The sequence below is a fragment of the Dellaglioa sp. CoH-56-MRSF-11 genome (assembly GCF_056782135.1).
In genome coordinates this window covers 1-259 of record NZ_JBXAYE010000126.1, presented here as the reverse complement: position 1 = coordinate 259, position 259 = coordinate 1, and the positions used below count along the sequence as shown (strand labels likewise).

At 57.1% G+C, this 259-nt stretch carries 1 protein-coding gene; it reads right to left on the bottom strand.

Annotated elements, in window-relative coordinates:
- Positions 1-4 precede the first annotated feature (4 nt).
- Positions 5-259, bottom strand: a 255-nt coding sequence (locus AC1RPT_RS08100) for a hypothetical protein (protein ID WP_481763039.1), incomplete at its 5' end; no start/stop codon positions are given.

Genomic DNA, 259 nt, shown 5'->3' with positions numbered 1-259 from the left:
CGGATCACGTGGTGTAGACGAGCACTTCATCCAGACCCAGCGATAGCTCCTTAGGCGTGTTGACGTGCTCAGAGTACACGACGATATCACCAAACAGGGTCCCCACAGGCGGAAACTCTCCGGCGTACCCCGCGTAGTAGATCAGGTCAAGCGCCAAGAAGATGTGCCGGATGGGCAAATCCTCTGGAGGTTCCTGCTCTGCCATAATGCAGCTCGCGATCGTTGCGCACAGTTTGTCGCTGAGCACTACTGCCGTCAC